The sequence below is a fragment of the Allobosea sp. MMO-172 genome (genome assembly GCF_037147855.1).
Lineage (GTDB): Bacteria > Pseudomonadota > Alphaproteobacteria > Rhizobiales > Beijerinckiaceae > Allobosea.
This window is the reverse complement of the sequence record NZ_JBBCUM010000009.1, coordinates 126,237-142,190: the sequence shown is the minus strand read 5'-3', so window position 1 is coordinate 142,190 and position 15,954 is coordinate 126,237. Positions and strand designations below refer to the sequence as shown.

Here is a 15,954-nt window from a genome sequence, read left to right as displayed (position 1 = left end):
TCAGCTCAGAACAGCGACTTCGCAGCGGCGGCCGCCGAGTCGAAGAGCGGTGCCGGCACCAGCGAGAGCACCAGCACGAAGAGCGCCGAGACCAGCAGCACGGTGCGCACGCCGAGGTCCGCCTTCTCGAAAGCCGGCTTCGGCTCGTCGAAATACATCACCTTGACGAGGCGCAGGTAATAGTAGGCGCCGACGACGCTGGTCAGCACGCCGATGACGGCGAGCACGTAGAGCTTCGCGTTGATCGCGGCCAGGAAGACGTACCACTTCGCCCAGAAGCCGGCGAGCGGCGGGATGCCAGCGAGCGAGAACATCATCATCGCCATTGCGAAGGCCATCCAGCCATTGGTGCGGGACAGGCCGGCGAGCTCCGAAATGTCCTCGACCAGCTTGCCGTCGCGGCGCATCATCAGCACGCAGGCGAAGGCGGCGAGCGTCGTGGCGAGATAGATCGCCATATAGGTCATCACGCCTTGGACGCCCTCGGCCGTGCCGGCGGCGAGGCCGACCAGCGCATAGCCCATATTGGCGATCGAGGAGTAGGCGAGCAGGCGCTTGATGTTCGTCTGGCCGATCGCGGCGAAGGCGCCGAGGCCCATCGAGGCGATCGAGATGAAGACGATGATCTGGCGCCAGTCATGGATCGCGCCCGGGAAGGCGCCGATGAAGACGCGGATCACCATCGCCATGGCAGCCATCTTGGGCGCCGAGGCGAAGAAGGCGGCGACCGGGGTCGGAGCGCCCTCGTAGACGTCGGGCGTCCACATGTGGAACGGCACCGCCGAGATCTTGAAGGCGACGCCGGCCGCGATGAAGACGATGCCGAAGATCAGGCCGATGCCGGCATGGCCGCCAGCGGTCGCGGCCGCGATGCCCGGGAAGGTGACGGTACCGGTGAAGCCGTAAACCAGCGAGCCGCCATAGAGCAGCATGCCGGAGGAAAGCGCGCCGAGCACGAAATACTTCAGGCCGGCCTCGGTCGACTTGGCGTTGTCGCGGTCGAAGGCGGCGACGACATAGAGCGCCAGCGACTGCAGCTCGAGGCCGACATAGAGGCTGATGAGATCGTTGGCCGAGATCATCATCATCATGCCGATGGTCGAGAGCACGACGAGGATCGGGAACTCGAAGCGCATCGTGCCCTGGCGGCGCAGCGTATCGGCCGAGAGCAGGATCGCGGCGCCGGCGCCCAGCAGGGTCAGCACCTTCATGAAGCGGGCGAAGCCGTCGACGATGAAGCCGTCGTTGAAGGTCAGCATCTTGCCGGTGCCTGAGAGGACCAGCACCAGCGCCACCGCCAGCAGCGCCAGCGCCAACCCTTCGAGCAGGCGCGTGGCGCGCTCGCCCTGGATGGCGCCGACCAGCACCATCGCGATGGCGCCGAGGGCGAGGATGATTTCCGGCAGGGCCGGGCCGAGAGCGGGCAGAGCCATGACGAGACCTTACTGCGCGACCGCCAGCGCCGTCTTCGCGACGGCGAGGGCTGCCTGATAGTTCTTGATGAGCGCTTCGGTCGGCGCCGCGAAGGCGTCGAGGATCGTATGCGGCTGGACGCCGTACCAGATCGTCAGCAAGACGAGCGGGACCAGCGTCACGTATTCGCGGACGTTCAGGTCCTTGATGTCCTTCAGCTCGGGCTTGGTGAGCTCGCCAAACACGACCCGGCGATAGAGCCAGAGCGCATAGGCCGCCGAGAGGATGACGCCGGAGGTCGCGAAGAACGCCACCCAGGGATTGGCGCGGAAGGCGCCGAGCAGCGTCAGGAACTCGCCGACGAAGCCGGCCGTGCCGGGCAGGCCGACATTGGCCATGGTGAAGACCATGAAGACGACGGCATAGGCCGGCATCCGGTTCACCAGGCCGCCATAGGCAGCGATCTCGCGGGTATGCATGCGATCGTAGATCACGCCGACGCAGAGGAAGAGCGCGCCCGAGACCAGCCCGTGGCTGACCATCTGGAACATCGCGCCCTGAATGCCCTGCGGCGTCAGGGTGAAGAGGCCCATCGTCACGAAGCCCATATGGGCGACCGAGGAATAGGCGATCAGCTTCTTCATGTCCTCCTGCATCAGCGCCACCAGCGAGGTGTAGACGATGGCGACGACCGAGAGGGCGAAGACCAGCGGCGCAAACAGCGCCGAGGCTTCCGGGAACATCGGGATCGAGAAGCGGATGAAGCCGTAGCCGCCCATCTTCAACAGGATCGCCGCCAGAACGACGGAGCCCGCGGTCGGCGCCTCGACGTGCGCGTCCGGCAGCCAGGTATGGACCGGCCACATCGGCATCTTCACCGCGAAGGAGGCGAAGAAGGCCAACCACAGCCAGGGCTGCATCTGCGACGGGAATTTATGCGCCAGCAGCGTCGGGATGTCGGTGGTGCCGGCGTTCCAATACATCGCCATCACGGCGAGCAGCATCAGCACCGAGCCGAGCAGCGTGTAGAGGAAGAACTTGTAGGAGGCATAGACGCGCCGCTTGCCGCCCCAGATGCCGATGATCAGGAACATCGGGATCAGGCCTGCCTCGAAGAACAGGTAGAACAGCACGAGGTCGAGCGCCGCGAAGACGCCGATCATCAGCGCTTCCAGCACCAGGAACGCGATCATGTATTCGCGCACCCGCTTCTCGACCGAGGTCCAGGACGCGACGATGCAGAACGGCATCAGGAAGGCCGTCAGCACGATGAAGGGGAAAGAGAAACCGTCGACGCCAAGCTTGAACTTGATGGCGTCCGAGACCCAAGCGTGAGTCTCGACCAGCTGGAAGCCGGGATTGGCGATGTCGAAGCGATACCAGGCGACGCAGGCGAGCAGGAAGGTCAAGCCCGTGGTGAACAGGGCGATCCAGCGCGCATTGGAATCGACGGCCGACTGATCGCCACGCTGCACCAGGATCAGGGCAGCGCCGACCAGCGGCAGGATCAGAAGACCGGTGAGGATACCGAAACCCAACATCATCTCACCCGCGCGCCACGAGATACCAGGTCACGAGCCCAGCGACGCCGATCAGCATGGCGAAGGCATAGTGATAGAGATAGCCGGTCTGCAGCCGGACCACCCGATTGGTGACGTCGACCACCCGGGCCGAGACGCCGTCCGGGCCGAAGCCGTCGATGACCAATCCATCGCCCTTCTTCCAGAGGAAGCGGCCAAGCCATTTCGACGGGCGCACGAACAGGAAGTCGTAGAGCTCGTCGAAATACCACTTGTTGAGCAGGAACTTGTAGAGCGCGGGGTTGGCGGCCGCCAGCTTGCCCGGAATCTCCGGCCAGCGGACATACATCAGGTAGGCCAGCACGAAGCCGATCACCATCGCCACGAAGGGCGACCAGACGACCCATTTCGGCACTTCATGCATGGCGTGCAGGATGTGGTTGTCCTTGCCCATGAACAGGGCCGACTTCCAGAAATGCTCGAAATCGTGGCCGATGAAGGCTTCCTTGAAGACGAAGCCGGCCGCGATCGCGCCGACCGAGAGCACGGCAAGCGGGATCAGCATCACCCAGGGGCTCTCATGCGGCGTGTGGTCGTGACCATGGCCATGGCCGTGATCGTCATGACCATGCGCATGATCGTCGTGGCCGTGCGCGGCATGCGCGTGGTCGTCATGACCGTGGCCATGCGAGTCATGCCCATGGCCCCAGCGCGGCTTGCCCTCGAAGGTCATGAAATAGAGCCGCCACGAATAGAATGAGGTCATGCAGGCCGCGATGACCAGCAGCGGGAAGGCATAGCTCGTCGCGGCAGCGCTATGAGCGGCATAGGCACTCTCGATGATCGCGTCCTTCGAGAAGTAGCCAGCGAGGAACGGGAAGCCCGTCAGCGCCAGCGTGCCGATCGTCATGGCGGCGGCCGTGATCGGGATGTGCTTCCGCAGGCCACCCATGTTGCGCATGTCCTGCTCGTGATGCATCGCGTGGATGACCGAGCCGGCGCCCAAGAAGAGCAGAGCCTTGAAGAAGGCGTGCGTGAACAGGTGGAAGATGCCGGCGCCGTAGTTGCCGACGCCGAGCGCGACGAACATGTAGCCGAGCTGCGAGCAGGTCGAATAGGCGATGACGCGCTTGATGTCGTTCTGCACGAGGCCGACCGTCGCCGCGAAGAAGGCGGTGGTGGCGCCGATGACGACGACGACGGTAAGCGCGACCGGGGCGTATTCGAAGACCGGCGACAGGCGCGCCAGCATGAAGACGCCGGCGGTGACCATGGTCGCGGCATGGATGAGGGCCGAGACCGGGGTCGGGCCTTCCATCGCGTCCGGCAGCCAGGTGTGCAGCAGGAACTGCGCCGACTTGCCCATCGCGCCCATGAAGAGCAGCAGGCACGTCAGGGTCAGGGCGTTCCAGTCATAGCCGAGGAAGCGGAAGCTCTGGTTCACCAGCTCGCCGGCGCGCGGGAAGATCGCGTCGAAGCCGACCGAGCCGAACAGCACGAAGACGAGGAAGATGCCGAGCGAGAAGCCGAAATCGCCGACGCGGTTGACGATGAAGGCCTTCATCGCGGCCGCATTGGCCGAGGGCTTCTGATACCAGAAGCCGATCAGGAGATAGGAGGCGAGACCGACGCCTTCCCAGCCGAAGAACATCTGGACGAGGTTGTCCGACGTCACCAGCATCAGCATCGCGAAGGTGAAGAGCGAGAGATAGGCGAAGAAGCGCGGACGGTGCGGATCCTCGTGCATGTAGCCGATCGAATAGAGATGCACGAGGCTGGAAACCGTGTTGACCACGACCAGCATCACCACTGTGAGCGTATCGATGCGAAAGGCCCAGTCGACCTGGAGCTGGCCCGACGAGATCCAGCTCGCGACCTGCACGCGGGTCGTGCCGGAGCCGAAGCCGACCTGAACGAAGGCGACCCAGGACAGGAGGGCGGAGACGATCAGCAGCGAGGTCGTGACGATCTCGGAGCCACGCGCGCCGATCAGCCGGCCGAAGAGGCCGGCGATCAGGAAGCCGATGAGAGGGAGGAAGACGATCAGGTGATACATGGCAGTGAGGTCCAGGCGCAGGGGCGCGCTCAGCCTTTCATCATGTTGATGTCTTCCACCGCGATCGTGCCGCGGTTGCGGAAGTAGACGACGAGAATGGCGAGGCCGATCGCGGCCTCAGCCGCCGCCACCGTGAGCACGAGCAGCGCGAAGACCTGCCCGACGATGTCGTTCAGGAAGCTCGAGAAGGCGACGAAGTTCAGGTTGACCGAGAGCAGGATGAGCTCGACCGACATCAGGATGACGATGATGTTCTTGCGGTTGACGAAGATGCCGAGCACGCCGAGCGTGAACAGGATGGCGCTGACGGCGAGATAATGGCCCAGTCCGATCGTCATCACGCCATCTCCTCGGGAACGCCGGCGCGCGAGGGCACCTGCTTGACCGCCATCGCCGCGTCCTTGGTGCGGGCGTTCTGGGTCGGGACGTGCTGGCGCTTGATGCCGTGACGGTCGCGCAGCGTCAGGACGATCGCGCCGATCATGGCGACGAGCAGCACGAGGCCGGCCGCCTGGAAGTAGTAGACATACTGGGTGTAGAGCACGCGGCCGAGCGCCTCGGTGTTCGAGATGCCCGCCGGGATCGCGGCGACCGGCGCCTTGACGATCTGCGGATCGATGACCCAGGCGCCGACGACCAGCAGCAGCTCGACGGCGAAGATGAAGCCGATCAGCGCGCCGATCGGCAGATAATTCAGGAAGCCCTGGCGGAACTCGGCGAAATCGACGTCGAGCATCATCACCACGAACAAGAAGAGCACCGCGACCGCGCCGACATAGACGACGACCAGCAGCATCGCGAGGAACTCGGCGCCGAGCAGCATGAACAGCCCGGCCGCGTTGACGAAGGCCAGGATCAGATAGAGCACCGAATGCACGGGATTGCGCGAGGTCACCACCATGAAGGCGGATGCCACGGTCACCCCTGCGAAGAGATAGAAGAAAGCCGCTGCGGCATTCATCTCGGCCAGCCCTTCCCGCCCCTTTTCGGCGCGGTCCTCGTTTGGTTCGTGCTCCGGGACTCAAAGACCCCGAGCAATTTGGAGCGTCTATAATCAGGCCCGCCGGGCGGGACAACCGCACGGCGGGGCTGCATCCTCAGTCACGTCCTTCGGCATCATCGTGGGATGGCGCCGGAGGGTGGTCGCTCACCGATAGGGCGCGTCCATCGCGATGTTGCGCGCGATCTCGCGTTCCCAGCGCGCGCCGTTCGCGAGCAGCTTGTCCTTGTCGTAGAACAGCTCCTCGCGGGTCTCGGTCGCGAACTCGAAATTCGGCCCCTCGACGATGGCATCGACCGGGCAGGCTTCCTGGCAGAAGCCGCAGTAGATGCACTTGGTCATGTCGATGTCGTAACGGGTGGTGCGGCGCGTGCCGTCGTTGCGGCGCGGGCCGGCCTCGATGGTGATGGCCTGCGCCGGGCAGATCGCCTCGCAGAGCTTGCAGGCGATGCAGCGCTCCTCGCCGTTCGGATAGCGGCGCAGCGCATGCTCGCCACGGAAGCGCGGCGAGAGCTGGCCCTTCTCGAACGGGTAGTTCAGCGTCGCCTTCGGCTTGAAGAAATAGCGCATCGACAGGCCGATAGCCCCGACGAACTCCTTCAGCAGCAGGCCCCTTGCGGCTTGCGCGAGTGACATCGCCTTCGTCCTTTACATCCTCAGCCGAACAACGCCCGGCCGATCACGAAACCCAGGACCGGCATCAAGCCGATCGTCATCACAACCAGCACCGCCCGCAGGATGCGGATGCGACGCTCATAGTCAGCCTTCTCGGCCTCCGTCGTCGAACGATCCGTGCGCCGGAGCGCCCCGATCACCACCGCCGACATCAGCCGGTATTCCAGCAAGCCCAACGCGAAGCCGATCACGGCACCGACCAGACCTGCATTGTTCATGGCGCCACCAGCCCGAGCCAGGCGACGCCCTTGTATCCGAGGAACCCGCCGAAGAATGCCCCGACCATGAGCCCGACGAGGGCAGCCTTAACACCCATTACGACGTCCCTGCGGAAAACCCACAGGACAAACGCCACGGAACATATTCCACCGACGACCATGCCCGCTGCCGGGCCCATGATCGTCGGGTTGATCATCCCGCCACCGGGCCCCAGCCCGTCAGCTGCAGCACCAGCGCCACGATCACGACGCAGGCGAGCGAGAGCGGCAGGAAGACCTTCCAGCCCAGGCGCATCAACTGGTCGTAGCGGTAGCGCGGCACGAAGGCCTTCACCAGCGCGAACATGAAGAACACCAGGCAGACCTTGAGCGCGAACCAGAACACGCCGGGCAGCCAGGTGAAGGGCGGCAGCGCGACCGGGGGAGCCCAGCCGCCGAGGAAGAGGATCGTGGTCAGCGAGCACATGGTCATGATCGCCACGTATTCGCCGAGCATGAACAGCAGGTACGGCGTCGAGGAATACTCGACCATGAAGCCCGCCACGAGCTCCGACTCGGCTTCCGCCAGATCGAAGGGCGGCCGGTTCGTCTCGGCCAGTGCCGAGACGAAGAAGACCACGAACATCGGGAAGAGCGGGATGAAGTACCAGTTCAGGATCGAGAGCCACGGCACGCCGAGCGCATGGGCCAGGCCGCGGTTCGCTTGAGCCTCGACGACGGCCGAGAGGTTCAGCGAACCGACGCAAAGCAGCACGGTGATGATGACGAAGCCGATCGAGACCTCGTAGGACACCATCTGTGCCGCCGAGCGCAGCGCGCTCATGAACGGGTATTTCGAGTTCGAGGCCCAGCCGGCCATGATGATGCCGTAGACGCCGAGCGAGGAGATCGCGAGGATATAGAGCACGCCGACATTGATGTCGGCGATCGCCCAGCCTTCCGCCACCGGGATCACCGCCCAGGCACCGAGCGCCAGCAGGCAGGAGATGAACGGCGCCAGCAGGAAGATGCCCTTGTTGGCGCCGGACGGGATGATCGGCTCCTTGAGCGCGAACTTGATCAGGTCCGCGAAGCTTTGGAACAGGCCGAAGGGGCCGACCACGTTCGGGCCGCGGCGAAGCTGCACCGCCGCCCAGATCTTGCGGTCGGCCAGCAGGATATAAGCGATGAAGACCAGGAGGCAGACCAGCAGCAGCAGGCTCTTGCCGAGGATGATCGCGATATCGAGGACGAGGTCCCAGTTCATGGCCGCTTACTCCGCCGCCTGCTGATGCCGGCCGGAGGCCAGCGCCGAGCATGCCGCCATGATGGCGGAGGCACGCGCGATCGGGTTGGTCTGATAGAAATCGGCGACGGCGGGCGCGAAGCCCGCCTTGTCGGTCTTGCCACCGAGGCCGGCGAGCTTGCCGATCTCCGAAGCATCGTTGGCTGACAGGCTGTCGAGCGCCGCGAAATGCGGATGCGCCTCGTAGAGCGCCTTGCGCAGGCCGGATAGCGAGTCGAAGGGCAGCGTCTTGCCGAGCGTCGCGGAGAGCGCACGCAGAATCGCCCAGTCCTCGCGGGCATCGCCCGGTGGGAAGGTGGCGCGGTCGCCCATCTGCACACGGCCTTCCGTGTTCACATAGGTGCCGGACTTCTCGGTATAGGCCGCGCCCGGCAGGATGACGTCGGCGCGATGCGCGCCCTTGTCGCCATGCGTGCCCTGATAGACGACGAAAGCGCCTTCCGGCACCTCGATCTCGTCGGCGCCGAGCAGGAAGAGCAGGTCGAGCGCGCCCGGCTTGACCATCGCGGCCGCATCCAGACCGCCCGATCCATCAGCGTTTTCTTGCGGCACGAAGCCGAGATCGAGCGCGCCGACGCGGGCGGCGGCGGTGTGGATCACGCCGAAGCCGTTCCAGCCTTCGGCGACGGCGCCAAGCGCCTGCGCCGCCTTGGCGGCGAGCGAGAGCACAGCCTCGCCGTCAGTGCGGGCAAGAGCGCCCTGCCCGACCAGCACCATCGGCTTGCCGCCAGCGGCCTGGGCCGACTTGACGACCTCGGCCAGCGTCTCCGGACCGGCGCCAAGATAGTCGTAGGCGTAGGTCAGGTCGGCCTTCTCGCCGATCACGCTGACCTTGAGGTCGCCGCGCAGCCAGCGCTTGCGGATGCGGGCGTTCAGGATCGGCGCCTCGCGGCGCGGGTTCGAACCGATGATCAGCAGCGAGGTCGCATCCTCGATGCCGGCGATGCCGGCGTTGAGGACGTAGGAGGCGCGGCCGAACTTCGGATGCAGCTTCGTGCCATCCTGACGGGCATCGAGATTGGCGGAGCCGAGCGAGGCGATCAGGCTCTTCAGCGCGAACATGTCCTCGACAGCCGCGAGATCGCCGGCGATGGCGCCGATCTTCTCAGGCGAAGTCGCCTTCACCTTGCCGGCGATGGCGGCGAAAGCCTCGTTCCAGCTTGCGGGGCGCAGGCGGCCGTTCTCGCGGATATAGGGCCGGTCGAGACGCTGGGTCTTGAGGCCATCCGCGACGTGGCGGGTCTTGTCGGAGATCCACTCCTCGTTCACCGCCTCGTTGAGGCGAGGCAGGATGCGCATCACTTCCTTGCCGCGCGAGTCGACGCGGATGGCCGAGCCGACGGCGTCCATCACGTCGATGCTCTCGGTCTTCGAGAGCTCCCACGGCCGGGCCTTGTTCTGGTAGGGCTTCGAGGTCAGCGCGCCGACCGGGCAGAGATCGACGACGTTGCTCTGCAGCTCCGACGCCATCGCCTGCTCGAGATAGGTCGTGATCTCCATGTCCTCGCCGCGGCCGATGGCGCCGAGATCGGAGGCACCGGCAACCTCGGTGGTGAAGCGGACGCAGCGCGTGCACTGGATGCAGCGCGTCATCGTCGTCTTGACCAGCGGGCCGATATACTTGTCCTCGACCGCGCGCTTGTTCTCGGCATAGCGCGAAGTGTCCGCGCCATAGGCCATGGCCTGATCCTGCAGGTCGCACTCGCCGCCCTGGTCGCAGATCGGGCAGTCGAGCGGGTGGTTGATGAGCAGGAACTCCATCACCCCTTCGCGGGCCTTCTTGACCATCGGCGACTTGGTCAGGACGACCGGCGGCTCGCCGTTCGGACCGGGGCGCAGGTCGCGCACGCCGATGGCGCAGGAGGCCTGCGGCTTCGGCGGGCCACCCTTCACCTCGACGAGACACATGCGGCAGTTGCCGGCGATCGAGAGACGCTCGTGGAAGCAGAAGCGCGGCACCTCGACGCCCGCCGCCTCGCAGGCCTGCAGCACGGTGTACTCCGCGGGAACGTCGACCTCGATGCCATCGATGAGGAGTTTCGTCATGGTCTCACTCCGCCGCCATCAGGCGCACAGGCTCGCTGTGCGGGTTGGCGGCATAGTCGTCGATGCGCTGCTCGATCTCGTGCCGGAAATGCGCGATCAGGCCCTGGATCGGCCAGGCCGCGGCGTCGCCGAGCGCGCAGATGGTGTGGCCCTCGATCTGCTTGGTAACGTCGAGCAGCATGTCGATCTCGCGCTTCTGGGCGCGGCCCTCGGCCATGCGCTCCATGACGCGCCACATCCAGCCCGTGCCCTCGCGGCAGGGCGTGCACTGGCCGCAGCTCTCGTGCTTGTAGAAATGGCTGATGCGGGCGATGGCGCGGACGATGTCGGTCGACTTGTCCATCACGATCACCGCCGCCGTGCCGAGGCCGGAGCGCAGCTTCGAGAGCGAGTCGAAATCCATCGGCGTGTCGATGATCTGCTCGGCCGGGACCATGCGCACCGACGAGCCGCCGGGGATGACCGCCTTGAGATTGTCCCAGCCGCCGCGGATGCCGCCGCAATGCTTGTCGATCAGCTCGCGGAAGGTCAGGCCCATCGCCTCTTCGACGTTGCAGGGCTTGTTCACATGGCCCGAGACGCAGAAGAGCTTGGTGCCGACATTGTTCGGCGTGCCGATCGAGGAGAACCAGCTCGCGCCGCGGCGCAGGATGGTCGGGGCCACCGCGATCGACTCGACGTTGTTCACCGTCGTCGGGCAGCCATAGAGGCCCATATTGGCGGGGAATGGCGGCTTCAGCCGCGGCATGCCCTTCTTGCCTTCGAGGCTCTCCAGCAGCGCCGTCTCTTCGCCGCAGATATAGGCGCCGGCGCCGTGATGCACATAGAGATCAAAGGGATAGCCGTGGACGTTGTCCTTGCCGATGAGCTTGGCCTCATAGGCCTCGTCGACCGCGCGCTGCAGCGCCTCGCGCTCCCGGACATACTCGCCGCGGATATAGATATAGGCGGCATGCGCGCCCATGGCGAAGGAGGCGATCAGGCAGCCCTCGACCAGCGTATGCGGGTCGTTGCGCATGATCTCGCGGTCCTTGCAGGTGCCCGGCTCCGACTCGTCGGCGTTCACGACGAGATAATGCGGGCGCCCGTCGCTCTGCTTGGGCATGAACGACCATTTCAACCCGGTCGGGAAGCCTGCGCCGCCGCGGCCGCGCAGGCCGGACTTCTTCATCTCGTCGATGATCCAGTCCCGGCCCTGCTCCAGGATGAACTTGGTGCCATCCCAATGGCCGCGCTGGATCGCACCCTTCAGGGTACGGTCATGCAGGCCGTAGAGATTGGTGAAGATGCGATCGCGATCTGCGAGCATGTCCTGGTGCCTCACTCTGCCGGCTTGTCGCCAAGCTTCGATTCCGGGCGCCAACCCGTCGCGAGCTTCTTCGACTGAGCAATCCAGTCGTCACGCAGCGCCCGGCCCTTGAAGCCGGTCAGCCGTGCATCGACCCAGGCGAGCTCCGCCGGTGTCCATTTGGCGATCTGGTCATAGTGCCAGACCCCCATCTCGTTGAGCATCTTGCCGAGCTTCGGCCCGACGCCCCAGATCAGTTCGAGATCGTCGCCCTTGCCGCCGCGCGCGGCGGCCAGCAGTTCGGGCTTGCTCTCGTCGGTCGCGGGCTTTGAGGCCTCGGCGACGTCCTTCTTCTCGACCTTGCCGCTGGCGGCCGGAGTATCCTTGGCCGCGTTGGACGGCTGGGCCGGCGAGGAAGGCTGCGGGCGGGCGGCAGCGGCCGTCTCCGTCGCAGGCTTCTCGGCAACTGCGGCAGTCGTCGCCTCCGCCTTCTTGGCCTCGGCCTCGGCAGCCTTCTTGGCTTCCGCCTCGGCGGCAGCCTTCGCGGCGGCGGCTTCGGCCGCAGCCTTGCGCTGCTCGACGATGCGCTTCTGCCAGTCGCCGGCGCCGATCATCGAGCCGTCGTAGAGGGCCTTGTCGGTCAGCGTCTGCGGGCCGCCTTCCGGCTCGGAGCCGGTGCGGCCGTTCTGCGGGCCGGGCTTGGTGGCGCGGCCATTGCGGAGGTCGTCGAGGAGCTGGCGGAAATTCGCCGGCGTCAGGTCCTCGTAATAATCGACATTGATCTGCGCCATCGGGGCGTTGCAGCAGGCGCCGAGGCACTCGACCTCGAGCCAGGAGAGCTTGCCGTCGGCGGTCACGGTCGATTGCGGGCCGATGACGTCCTCGCAGACCTTCTTCAGCGCTTCGGCGCCGCGCAGCGCGCAGGGCGTCGTGCCGCAGAGCTGGACGAAATACTGGCCGACCGGCTGCAGGTTGAACATCGTGTAGAAGGTCGCGACCTCCAGCACCCGCATCGGCGCCATGCCGAGACGCCGGGCGACGGTCTCGATCACGGCGCGAGAGACCCAGCCCTCCTGCTCCTGCGCCTTCCACAGCAGCGGAATGACGGCGGAAGCCTGGCGGCCTTCGGGATACTTGGCGATCTGCTGGACGATCCAGTTCTCGTTCGCCGCGGTGAAGGCGAAGGAAGCGGGCTGGACCGGATCAGGGGCGAGACGACGGACGGACATGACTAGTCTGCTTCCGCATTGTTTGAACGGCGGGCGGTAAACCGGCCAACCAGTAGAACGGCGATTGTCACGATGGCAGGCGTCACGACACCGACATCAGCAAAAGTTCCAGCCTGAGCGTAGCTTCGAACGCCTTCGATCGTCAGGAAAGCAGCCATAAGGACCACCGCCTGCGCGACCCAGGAGGTCTGCAACGTCCGTCGAAGCGAGTTGGCCGATCCCGAACTCATCGCTTGCCCGCCCTCAGGAGTTGCGACAGCACGCGCTCACACCACGCCAGCCCGAGGACAGCAGCGTACTTCCATGCCTGCAGGAATTGCGACATCTCGTGCGAGACCCTGGCCTGAAAGAGGTGGCTCGACATCAGCTCGGGACAAGCGAAGAACAGCGCCGTCCACGAGACCCAGATCGTCGCGGCCCGCGTAAGAAAAACACCCCAACCAACGGGAGTGCCCAAGAGCTCCGACAAGAGATGAAGCTCCGACAAGAGATGAACAACTATCCAGGGCGCTGCAATGAGCAGGCCGGCATAGGCAGCTCTGACGAGTAGGCGATGTGATGCGATTAGCCTCACCGATCGACCTCCCCGAACACGATATCGAGGGAGCTGAGGATCGCGGAGACGTCGGCGAAGATGTGCGTGTGCTCGATCACGAGATGCCGCCCCCCATCACCGCGCTGCCCAGAAACATTCCCAAACCTCCGGCCGCGCCAATGAAGAGGCCGGATTTCAGGCTATGCTTCAAGGCCACCGGTAGAGTCTCGCCATGTATCCGCTCGGCCAGCGTCTGAATCAGAGCGATCGAGAGGAATGCCGCGACGGCGAAACGGACACCCCTGATCGGGAAATAGCCGTCGGAGACGTTGGTAAGATAGACCGCGACAAACGAAGCCAAGCCGACCGCGATGGCGCTGTGCCATGAGCCGATGAAGCCGTTTCTCTCGGACAGGAAGCCCAAAATCACCGATCGACCTCCCCGAACACGATATCGAGGGAGCCGAGGATCGCTGAGACGTCGGCGAGCATGTGCTTGCGGCACATGAAATCCATGGCCTGAAGATGGGCGAAGCCCGGGGCCTTGATCTTGCAGCGATAGGGCTTGTTGGTGCCGTCGGAGACCAGATAGACGCCGAACTCGCCCTTCGGGGCCTCGACTGCGGCATAGACCTCGCCGGCCGGGACCTTATAGCCCTCGGTATAGAGCTTGAAATGGTGGATCAGCGCTTCCATCGAGCGCTTCATCTCGCCGCGCTTGGGCGGCACCATCTTGCCGTCGAGCGACGAGACCGGGCCGCCGCCATCGGGGGCCAGCAGCTTGTCGCAGCACTGCTTCATGATGCGGACCGACTGGCGCATCTCTTCCATGCGGATGTGGTAGCGGTCGAAACAGTCGCCGTTCTTGCCGACGGGGATGTCGAATTCCATCTCCTCGTAGCACTCGTAGGGCTGCGACTTGCGCAGGTCCCAGGGCGCGCCGGAGCCGCGCACCATCACACCCGAGAAGCCCCATTTCCAGCAGGTCTCAAGATCGACCACGCCGATATCGACGTTGCGCTGCTTGAAGATGCGGTTGTCGCTGAGCAGGCCTTCGAGGTCGTCGCAGACCTTGAGGAACGGATCGCACCACTCGGCGATGTCATGGATCAGCGAGACCGGGATATCCTGGTGCACGCCGCCGGGGCGGACATAGGCCGCGTGCATGCGCGCGCCGCAGGCCCGCTCGTAGAAGATCATCAGCTTCTCGCGCTCCTCGAAGCCCCAGAGCGGAGGCGTGAGGGCGCCGACGTCCATCGCCTGCGTGGTGACGTTCAGCAGATGCGAGAGGATGCGGCCGATTTCGGAATAGAGCACGCGGATGAGCTGGCCGCGGCGCGGCACGGTCACGCCGACGAGGCGCTCGACCGCGAGGGCATAGGCATGCTCCTGATTCATCGGCGCGACATAGTCGAGCCGGTCGAAATAGGGCACGGCCTGGAGATAGGTCTTGGCCTCGATCAGCTTCTCGGTGCCGCGATGCAGCAGGCCGATATGCGGATCTACGCGCTCGACGATCTCGCCGTCGAGCTCCAGCACGAGGCGCAACACGCCGTGCGCGGCCGGATGCTGCGGGCCGAAATTGATCGAGAAATTGCGGATATTGTGCTCGGTCATGACCGGCCTTCCTGCGCAGCGAAGAACTCTGCGACCACCTGCTCGCCCGTCTTGCGCCGCCGCTCACCGGCGAAGGCATAGAGCCCGGGCTTTTCGTCGATGAAGATTTCCTCGGCAAAGGCGAGGCCTTGCGGGTCGTCGAGGCTGGGGAACGCCACCGCGACATGGCCCTCGCCCGAACGCTGCCGCCAGAACAGGCTGGTGCCGCAATTGCGACAGAAAACGCGCTCGCCCCATTCGGAGGAGGGGTAGATACCGAGCTGCGCCTCATCGGCGACTACGACATCGGTGCAGGGCACCGTCATCAGCACGCCGCCGCTCCAGCGCCGGCACATGCTGCAGTGACAGACGTCCATCTCCGCCTTCGCGGCCACGGCCGTGAAGCGGACGGAGCCGCAGAGACAACCGCCGGAGAGGGTTTGGTGACCCGCCGTCATCACGCCCCCTTCGCCTTCTCGTCGCCCGGCAACACGTAGTCCGTGCCTTCCCAGGGCGAGAGGAAATCGAAGTTGCGGAATTCCTGGTTGAGCTTCACCGGCTCGTAGACGACGCGCTTCTGCTCGTCGTCATAGCGGACCTCGACGAAGCCGGTCAGCGGGAAGTCCTTGCGCAGCGGATAACCCTCGAAACCGTAATCGGTGAGGATGCGGCGCAGGTCCGGATGGCCGGAGAAGAGGATGCCGTAGAAATCGTAGGCCTCGCGCTCGAACCAGTTCGCCGCCGGGAAGACCTCGATGACGGAGGGAACGGGCGTCGCCTCGTCGGTCTGGACCTTCACGCGGATGCGGCGGTTATGGTGCGGCGCCAGCATATGATAGACGACATCGAAACGCTTCTCGCGGCCAGGATAGTCGGCGCCGGCGATGTCGGTGAAGTTCACGAAGCGGAAGCGCGGGTCGCTGTAGAGCGTGCGCAGCACCTCGACGATCGAAGCCGCCTCGGCATGGATCGTGAGCTCCTCGAAGGCGACGACAGCCTCCGTCACCGCGCCGGGCAGCGCGGCCTTGATCTCTTCGCCGAGTTGTACGAGCGCTTCGCTCATCGTCTCACCTTCATCGCCTGCAGCATCGAC

Annotated in this window: 16 protein-coding genes; all 16 read right to left on the bottom strand. The window is 65.1% G+C overall.

Annotation, left to right across the window (positions count from 1 at the left end; genetic code table 11):
- Window positions 1-5 precede the first annotated feature (5 nt).
- The 16 genes from nuoN to WFK61_RS15150 all read right to left on the bottom strand — a co-directional run bounded on the left by nuoN (window position 6) and on the right by WFK61_RS15150 (window position 15,924).
- On the bottom strand, window positions 6-1,433 hold the full coding sequence (gene nuoN / locus WFK61_RS15225) for an NADH-quinone oxidoreductase subunit NuoN (protein WP_336812935.1): 1,428 nt from the start codon (window positions 1,431-1,433) through the stop codon (window positions 6-8).
- 9 nt (window positions 1,434-1,442) lie between these two features.
- On the bottom strand, window positions 1,443-2,954 hold the full coding sequence (locus tag WFK61_RS15220; protein WP_336813015.1) for an NADH-quinone oxidoreductase subunit M: 1,512 nt from the start codon (window positions 2,952-2,954) through the stop codon (window positions 1,443-1,445).
- 4 nt (window positions 2,955-2,958) lie between these two features.
- Window positions 2,959-4,989 (bottom strand): NADH-quinone oxidoreductase subunit L, encoded by a 2,031-nt coding sequence (gene nuoL, locus WFK61_RS15215; RefSeq protein WP_336812934.1) that lies wholly within the window; start codon window positions 4,987-4,989, stop codon window positions 2,959-2,961.
- A gap of 29 nt (window positions 4,990-5,018) precedes the next feature.
- Window positions 5,019-5,327, bottom strand: coding sequence for an NADH-quinone oxidoreductase subunit NuoK (gene nuoK, locus WFK61_RS15210; RefSeq protein WP_336812933.1), 309 nt, complete (start codon window positions 5,325-5,327; stop codon window positions 5,019-5,021).
- Window positions 5,327-5,950, bottom strand: coding sequence for an NADH-quinone oxidoreductase subunit J (locus WFK61_RS15205; protein ID WP_336812932.1), 624 nt, complete (start codon window positions 5,948-5,950; stop codon window positions 5,327-5,329). The genes nuoK and WFK61_RS15205 overlap by 1 nt, the downstream gene beginning before the upstream one ends.
- Before the next feature lie 186 nt (window positions 5,951-6,136).
- Window positions 6,137-6,625 carry an NADH-quinone oxidoreductase subunit NuoI gene (nuoI, locus tag WFK61_RS15200; protein ID WP_038367698.1) on the bottom strand — a complete coding sequence of 163 codons (489 nt, stop codon included), beginning with the start codon at window positions 6,623-6,625 and terminating at the stop codon, window positions 6,137-6,139.
- Window positions 6,626-6,645: 20 nt separating this feature from the next.
- Window positions 6,646-6,882 (bottom strand): hypothetical protein, encoded by a 237-nt coding sequence (locus WFK61_RS15195; RefSeq protein ID WP_336812931.1) that lies wholly within the window; start codon window positions 6,880-6,882, stop codon window positions 6,646-6,648.
- Window positions 6,879-7,079: a hypothetical protein gene (locus tag WFK61_RS15190; protein WP_336812930.1), complete on the bottom strand. Its 201-nt coding sequence runs from the start codon at window positions 7,077-7,079 to the stop codon at window positions 6,879-6,881. The genes WFK61_RS15195 and WFK61_RS15190 overlap by 4 nt, the downstream gene beginning before the upstream one ends.
- Complete coding sequence (gene nuoH, locus WFK61_RS15185; protein ID WP_336812929.1) at window positions 7,076-8,128, bottom strand: NADH-quinone oxidoreductase subunit NuoH; 1,053 nt, start codon at window positions 8,126-8,128, stop codon at window positions 7,076-7,078. The genes WFK61_RS15190 and nuoH overlap by 4 nt, the downstream gene beginning before the upstream one ends.
- 6 nt (window positions 8,129-8,134) lie before the next feature.
- Entirely contained in the window at window positions 8,135-10,213 is a 2,079-nt protein-coding gene (gene nuoG, locus WFK61_RS15180; protein ID WP_336812928.1) for an NADH-quinone oxidoreductase subunit NuoG, read from the bottom strand.
- A gap of 4 nt (window positions 10,214-10,217) precedes the next feature.
- The gene (nuoF, locus tag WFK61_RS15175; protein WP_336812927.1) at window positions 10,218-11,522 is read right to left on the bottom strand and encodes an NADH-quinone oxidoreductase subunit NuoF; all 1,305 of its coding nucleotides are present in this window, start codon (window positions 11,520-11,522) and stop codon (window positions 10,218-10,220) included.
- 11 nt (window positions 11,523-11,533) lie between these two features.
- Complete coding sequence (nuoE, locus tag WFK61_RS15170) at window positions 11,534-12,730, bottom strand: NADH-quinone oxidoreductase subunit NuoE (RefSeq protein ID WP_336812926.1); 1,197 nt, start codon at window positions 12,728-12,730, stop codon at window positions 11,534-11,536.
- Window positions 12,731-13,380: 650 nt separating this feature from the next.
- On the bottom strand, window positions 13,381-13,695 hold the full coding sequence (locus WFK61_RS15165; protein ID WP_336812925.1) for a hypothetical protein: 315 nt from the start codon (window positions 13,693-13,695) through the stop codon (window positions 13,381-13,383).
- Window positions 13,692-14,882, bottom strand: coding sequence for an NADH-quinone oxidoreductase subunit D (locus WFK61_RS15160; protein ID WP_199092713.1), 1,191 nt, complete (start codon window positions 14,880-14,882; stop codon window positions 13,692-13,694). The genes WFK61_RS15165 and WFK61_RS15160 overlap by 4 nt, the downstream gene beginning before the upstream one ends.
- Entirely contained in the window at window positions 14,879-15,319 is a 441-nt protein-coding gene (locus WFK61_RS15155; RefSeq protein WP_336812924.1) for a GFA family protein, read from the bottom strand. Before WFK61_RS15155 ends, WFK61_RS15160 begins: the two co-directional genes overlap by 4 nt.
- Complete coding sequence (locus tag WFK61_RS15150; protein ID WP_336812923.1) at window positions 15,319-15,924, bottom strand: NADH-quinone oxidoreductase subunit C; 606 nt, start codon at window positions 15,922-15,924, stop codon at window positions 15,319-15,321. The genes WFK61_RS15155 and WFK61_RS15150 overlap by 1 nt, the downstream gene beginning before the upstream one ends.
- Window positions 15,925-15,954 lie beyond the last annotated feature (30 nt).

Bases quoted from the DNA above. Each gene is read 5' to 3' on its own strand.
- WFK61_RS15220 (WP_336813015.1), bottom strand. From the start codon at position 2,954: ATGTTGGGTTTCGGTATCCTCACCGGTCTTCTGATCCTGCCGCTGGTC.
- WFK61_RS15190 (WP_336812930.1), bottom strand. From the start codon at position 7,079: ATGATCAACCCGACGATCATGGGCCCGGCAGCGGGCATGGTCGTCGGT.
- nuoL (WP_336812934.1), bottom strand. From the start codon at position 4,989: ATGTATCACCTGATCGTCTTCCTCCCTCTCATCGGCTTCCTGATCGCC.
- WFK61_RS15205 (WP_336812932.1), bottom strand. From the start codon at position 5,950: ATGAATGCCGCAGCGGCTTTCTTCTATCTCTTCGCAGGGGTGACCGTG.
- WFK61_RS15160 (WP_199092713.1), bottom strand. From the start codon at position 14,882: ATGACCGAGCACAATATCCGCAATTTCTCGATCAATTTCGGCCCGCAG.
- nuoN (WP_336812935.1), bottom strand. From the start codon at position 1,433: ATGGCTCTGCCCGCTCTCGGCCCGGCCCTGCCGGAAATCATCCTCGCC.
- nuoE (WP_336812926.1), bottom strand. From the start codon at position 12,730: ATGTCCGTCCGTCGTCTCGCCCCTGATCCGGTCCAGCCCGCTTCCTTC.
- nuoG (WP_336812928.1), bottom strand. From the start codon at position 10,213: ATGACGAAACTCCTCATCGATGGCATCGAGGTCGACGTTCCCGCGGAG.
- nuoI (WP_038367698.1), bottom strand. From the start codon at position 6,625: ATGTCACTCGCGCAAGCCGCAAGGGGCCTGCTGCTGAAGGAGTTCGTC.
- WFK61_RS15155 (WP_336812924.1), bottom strand. From the start codon at position 15,319: ATGACGGCGGGTCACCAAACCCTCTCCGGCGGTTGTCTCTGCGGCTCC.
- nuoK (WP_336812933.1), bottom strand. From the start codon at position 5,327: ATGACGATCGGACTGGGCCATTATCTCGCCGTCAGCGCCATCCTGTTC.
- WFK61_RS15150 (WP_336812923.1), bottom strand. From the start codon at position 15,924: ATGAGCGAAGCGCTCGTACAACTCGGCGAAGAGATCAAGGCCGCGCTG.
- nuoF (WP_336812927.1), bottom strand. From the start codon at position 11,522: ATGCTCGCAGATCGCGATCGCATCTTCACCAATCTCTACGGCCTGCAT.
- nuoH (WP_336812929.1), bottom strand. From the start codon at position 8,128: ATGAACTGGGACCTCGTCCTCGATATCGCGATCATCCTCGGCAAGAGC.
- WFK61_RS15195 (WP_336812931.1), bottom strand. From the start codon at position 6,882: ATGAACAATGCAGGTCTGGTCGGTGCCGTGATCGGCTTCGCGTTGGGC.